Raw genomic sequence first — 3,891 nt, forward strand, 5'->3', positions numbered from 1 at the left:
TATCCATGATGCAATGACCGCCTGACCCTACCTGAGGGTGAATAATATTCACATGTCATAAACCTAGTCACTTTCTCTATCCCCGACCCTGAGAGAAGGCCCGGGAGCGCAAGCTGAGGACTACTCAGCGGCTCCAGCGGCTCCAGCGCCCCCCCCATCAAGCCCGCCAGCCCCATCAGGCACGCTAGCCTCTCCAGTCCGCCCCCCACTGGCCATCAGCCACCCGCCGCGGGCCTAGTCGATGCTCACGCCGACCCACACCGGCTCGGGCACCAGGGTCACGCCGAAGGCCTTTTCCACACCAGCGCGCACATCGCGCGCCAAAGCCACCAAGTCGGCGGCGGTCGTAGACGTACCGTCGCCGGACTCCCCGCGGTTGGTCAGGGCAAGAGTGTGCTTAGTCGACAGTCGCGCGGGCGCACCGTCACCGGGGTAGCCCTTGGGGAACCCGGCGCGCTCGATAAGCCACGCCGCCGAGAGCTTCACGGCTCCCTCGTGGCCGGGGCCAGCGGGGAATGCGGGCATATTCGCGGCCTCATCGGCCCCACGCAGCGCAGCAACCTTTGCACGCACGGCCTCCACCGAGTTCTCCGGAATGATCGGGTTGGTAAAGAAAGAACCCGCGGACCAGGTATCGCGGTCAGCATCTTCGAGCACCATGCCCTTGCCCCGGCGCAGCTCAAGCACCTTTTTGCGCACCAACTCAGCCGGCCTGCGAATCTCGCCAGCCGCAGCCTCGGCCTCGTCGACGCCCAGGCGCCGCGCCAGTTCGCCATAGCGAAGTGGCGCGGACATGCCATCCACACTGAGCTCGAACCGCACGGCCAGCACCACTGCCCGTGCGGTGAACTTCAGGTTCGAGTAGCGGTAGGAAAGGTCGAGAGACTCCGGTTCCACCCACTCGACCGAGCCGGTTGCGCGATCGTAAAGCTGCACCGAGTCCAGGACCTGCGACACCTCAGCACCGTAGGCGCCAACGTTTTGCACCGGAGTGGCTCCGGCCGATCCCGGAATACCCGATAGGCATTCAAGGCCGCCAAAACCTGCGTCGACACTCATCTCCACGACCTCGTCCCAGACCGCACCGGCCTCGGCCTCCACGATTGCCGACACGGACTCCAGCCCGTGTCCGCGAGTGCTCATGGTCACGTTGTCGGCCTCGATCACCACGGCCACCAGCGGCTCGAGTTCATCGGCTACCACCAGGTTGGATCCGCCTCCCACGATGAGGAGGGGCACGTTAGCGTCGTCAAGCGTGCGTACAACATCGACCACAGCGTCCGTCGTGTTGCACCGCACGACCGCGCGTGGCACCCCGCCGAGGCGGAGCGTCGTCAGATCCGAGAAAGCGGTACGCGTGCTGAGCTCCACCCCCTCTAGCCCCGCAAGCCCATCGATGGCTTCTTCCATGTCGGAGGTCAGGTGAATTGGGTTCGGCGATTGGTCGAGATTTTCCACGCCCCTAGCGTAGTGCAAATTACGTATCATCAAGCGCATGACTACGACTAACACGCACACCGTCAACTTCGACCAGCCGATTGAGAAGGTTTACGAGGCCCTCACCGACGCCGGTTTCTGGGAGAAGGTCGCAAACCGTTTCTCGGCAGCTGACGGCAAGGTGGAAAAGTTCGAGACCACCGATGCTGGCACGACCGTCGTGATTCGCCAGACCGTCTCTGCTGACAAGATTCCGGCGCAGGCGCAGAAGTTCGTCAAGTCCGGGGTCGGCATGACGCGCACGTTCGTCATCAGCCCGCTTAACGACGACGGCGCGACCTCTACCGTGACCACAGAAGCTTCGGGCGTACCGGCGTCTTTCAGTGCGTCCCAGAAGCTCACCGCCCAGGGTGAAGGTTCCGTGCTGACCACCAACTCCGAGTTCGCCATCAACGTGCCGCTGCTCGGTGGCAAGCTCGAGGAGAAGGCAGCTCCGTACCTGGAACGCGTCCTCAACGCTGAGACCGCTGTGCTGGCGGACTACGTCACTAAGTAGGTTGCGCAGCGGGGCACACCGAGGCGGCACCGGGGGCGGACACCCGGGCGAAGAAAGGTGGTAGCGACGGAGCCGTCGTTAAGCAAGACTGGGAACCATGAGTTCTGCTAAACGCTCGTCGAGCGTCAAAGTCCTGCCCACCGTCCTCGGTGTCATCATAGTGGTGGCGCTCATTGCGATCGCCGGCGAAATCGGCGTCCGGATGTTCGTGAGCAAGGAGATTTCCGACGGCTACCGCACCTCCGCCGAAGAGCGTGGTGCGACGGTCACTGAAGACCCCAAGGTTTCTTTCGGCACCCGCCCGATGCTGCTCGCCTTGGCCACGAAGTCCGTGCCCTCGATGGACCTGTCCACTCCGAACACGCTGGAGGTCAAGAACCCGGAGGCGCTGGGTGGCGCACCGGAGATCAACGGTGACCCGGCAGCGGAAGTGCACCTGGAAAACGTGGATCTGAGCAATCGTGCGGATCCGACGGCAGAGTCGCTGCGAGTAGACGTCACAATCCCACCTCAGCTGCTGCAGGCGCTAATTAACCGGGAAAGCGGTGTACGCGCTTCCACAATCACGCCGTTGCCGGGCGAAGGCCTGTTCAACATTGAATTCGCCTCCGGATTTGCGACCTCCAAGTTCCGCCCGATTGCCAACGGCGGTCATATCGAAATCAACTTGGAGGGCGGCTCAATCCTCGGCTTAAACCTCGATGGCCTGGCCGGCTGGCTGGGAGAAGCGAGCGGTACGCTGTTGAGCTACGATATCGGCCACGGTATGCAGGTGGAGGAAGCGCACGTCACCGGGGAGGGCCTGGCGTTGACGCTGACGGGCGCAAATCTGCCTTTGTCGACCGTGAGCGAACTTACCTTTAGCTAGCAGGTAAGATACCGAGAATGACTCGCTCTCTCATCACCGCAAATAGCGGTACTCCCACCGAGCGCCAGTACATCTTCTCGCTCGGCTGTCCAGACCGTACCGGTATCGTTTCCACCCTGTCGACCTTCCTGTCCGACATTGGTGCGTGGATTACCGAGGCGGACTTCTTCTCCGACCCGGAGACCGGATGGTTTTTCACTCGCCAGGCGGTCCGCGCCGACGCTCTCGACCTGACGGTAGAAGAGCTGCGCGAGAAGTTCGCTGAGCTCGTCGGTGATTGGGGCCCTGAGGTCCGCTGGAAGGTCACCGACAACGCTGTCCCGAAGCGCGCTGTCATCCTGGTGACCAAGGAAGGCCACTGCCTGCAGGATCTGCTCGGCCGCGTCGCGCAGTCCGACTACCCGATGGAAATCGCTGCAGTAATTGGTAACCACCGCGATCTGGAGCCACTGGTCGCAGCGTATGACATTCCCTTCCACCACGTGCCCTTCCCCAAGGATGCCGTCGGCAAGCGTAAGGCATTCGATGAGGTCGCCGAGATTGTCGACGCCGAAAACCCGGATGCCATCGTGCTCGCACGTTTCATGCAGATTCTGCCGCCGGATCTGTGCGAAAAGTGGGAAGGCCGCGCGATCAATATCCACCACAGCTTCCTGCCGTCGTTCATGGGCGCGCGCCCGTACCTGCAGGCTTATCGACGTGGTGTGAAGCTTATCGGTGCCACCTGCCACTACGCCACTGAGGACCTCGACGACGGCCCGATTATTGAGCAGGACGTCATGCGTGTCTCCCACAAGTACACCGCTGCGGACATGCAGCGTGAGGGTCGCGATGCGGAGAAGCAGGTCCTCGCCCGCGGTTTGCGCTGGCACCTGGAGGATCGTGTGCAGGTCTACGGCAACCGCACCGTGGTGTTCCAGTAGGTTTTCGGGGAGCCAGACCTATCTCTATCCCCTCCCCCAGAAAGAAAGTGTCTGGGTTTATGACAAAATCACCGGGTAGGGTCAGGCGGTGAATGCATCACCACTTT

Annotated in this window: 4 protein-coding genes; 3 read left to right on the forward strand and 1 reads right to left on the reverse strand. The window is 62.3% G+C overall.

Translation table 11 applies throughout. The features are described 5' to 3' along the window. Positions 1-234: 234 nt before the first annotated feature. Positions 235-1,410: a UDP-N-acetylmuramate dehydrogenase gene (locus tag HMPREF2857_RS02395; protein WP_070642569.1), complete on the reverse strand. Its 1,176-nt coding sequence runs from the start codon at positions 1,408-1,410 to the stop codon at positions 235-237. Between the two features lie 85 nt (positions 1,411-1,495). Here HMPREF2857_RS02395 and HMPREF2857_RS02400 point away from each other — a divergent pair, with 85 nt between their 5' ends. The 3 genes from HMPREF2857_RS02400 to purU all read left to right on the forward strand — a co-directional run bounded on the left by HMPREF2857_RS02400 (position 1,496) and on the right by purU (position 3,784). Then, entirely contained in the window at positions 1,496-1,993 is a 498-nt protein-coding gene (locus tag HMPREF2857_RS02400) for a DUF2505 domain-containing protein (protein WP_069359365.1), read from the forward strand. Positions 1,994-2,090: 97 nt separating this feature from the next. Beyond that, positions 2,091-2,861, forward strand: coding sequence for an LmeA family phospholipid-binding protein (locus tag HMPREF2857_RS02405; protein ID WP_070642567.1), 771 nt, complete (start codon positions 2,091-2,093; stop codon positions 2,859-2,861). Between the two features lie 17 nt (positions 2,862-2,878). Then, positions 2,879-3,784: a formyltetrahydrofolate deformylase gene (gene purU, locus HMPREF2857_RS02410; protein ID WP_016421970.1), complete on the forward strand. Its 906-nt coding sequence runs from the start codon at positions 2,879-2,881 to the stop codon at positions 3,782-3,784. The last annotated feature ends 107 nt before the right edge of the window (positions 3,785-3,891 follow it).

The sequence above is a fragment of the Corynebacterium sp. HMSC076C10 genome (assembly GCF_001812455.1).
Classification (GTDB): Bacteria; Actinomycetota; Actinomycetes; order Mycobacteriales; family Mycobacteriaceae; genus Corynebacterium; species Corynebacterium jeikeium_D.

Excerpts from the sequence above, each read along its gene's own strand:
- HMPREF2857_RS02400 (WP_069359365.1), top strand. The coding sequence starts at position 1,496 with ATGACTACGACTAACACGCACACCGTCAACTTCGACCAGCCGATTGAG.
- purU (WP_016421970.1), top strand. The coding sequence starts at position 2,879 with ATGACTCGCTCTCTCATCACCGCAAATAGCGGTACTCCCACCGAGCGC.
- HMPREF2857_RS02405 (WP_070642567.1), top strand. The coding sequence starts at position 2,091 with ATGAGTTCTGCTAAACGCTCGTCGAGCGTCAAAGTCCTGCCCACCGTC.
- HMPREF2857_RS02395 (WP_070642569.1), bottom strand. The coding sequence starts at position 1,410 with ATGGAAGAAGCCATCGATGGGCTTGCGGGGCTAGAGGGGGTGGAGCTC.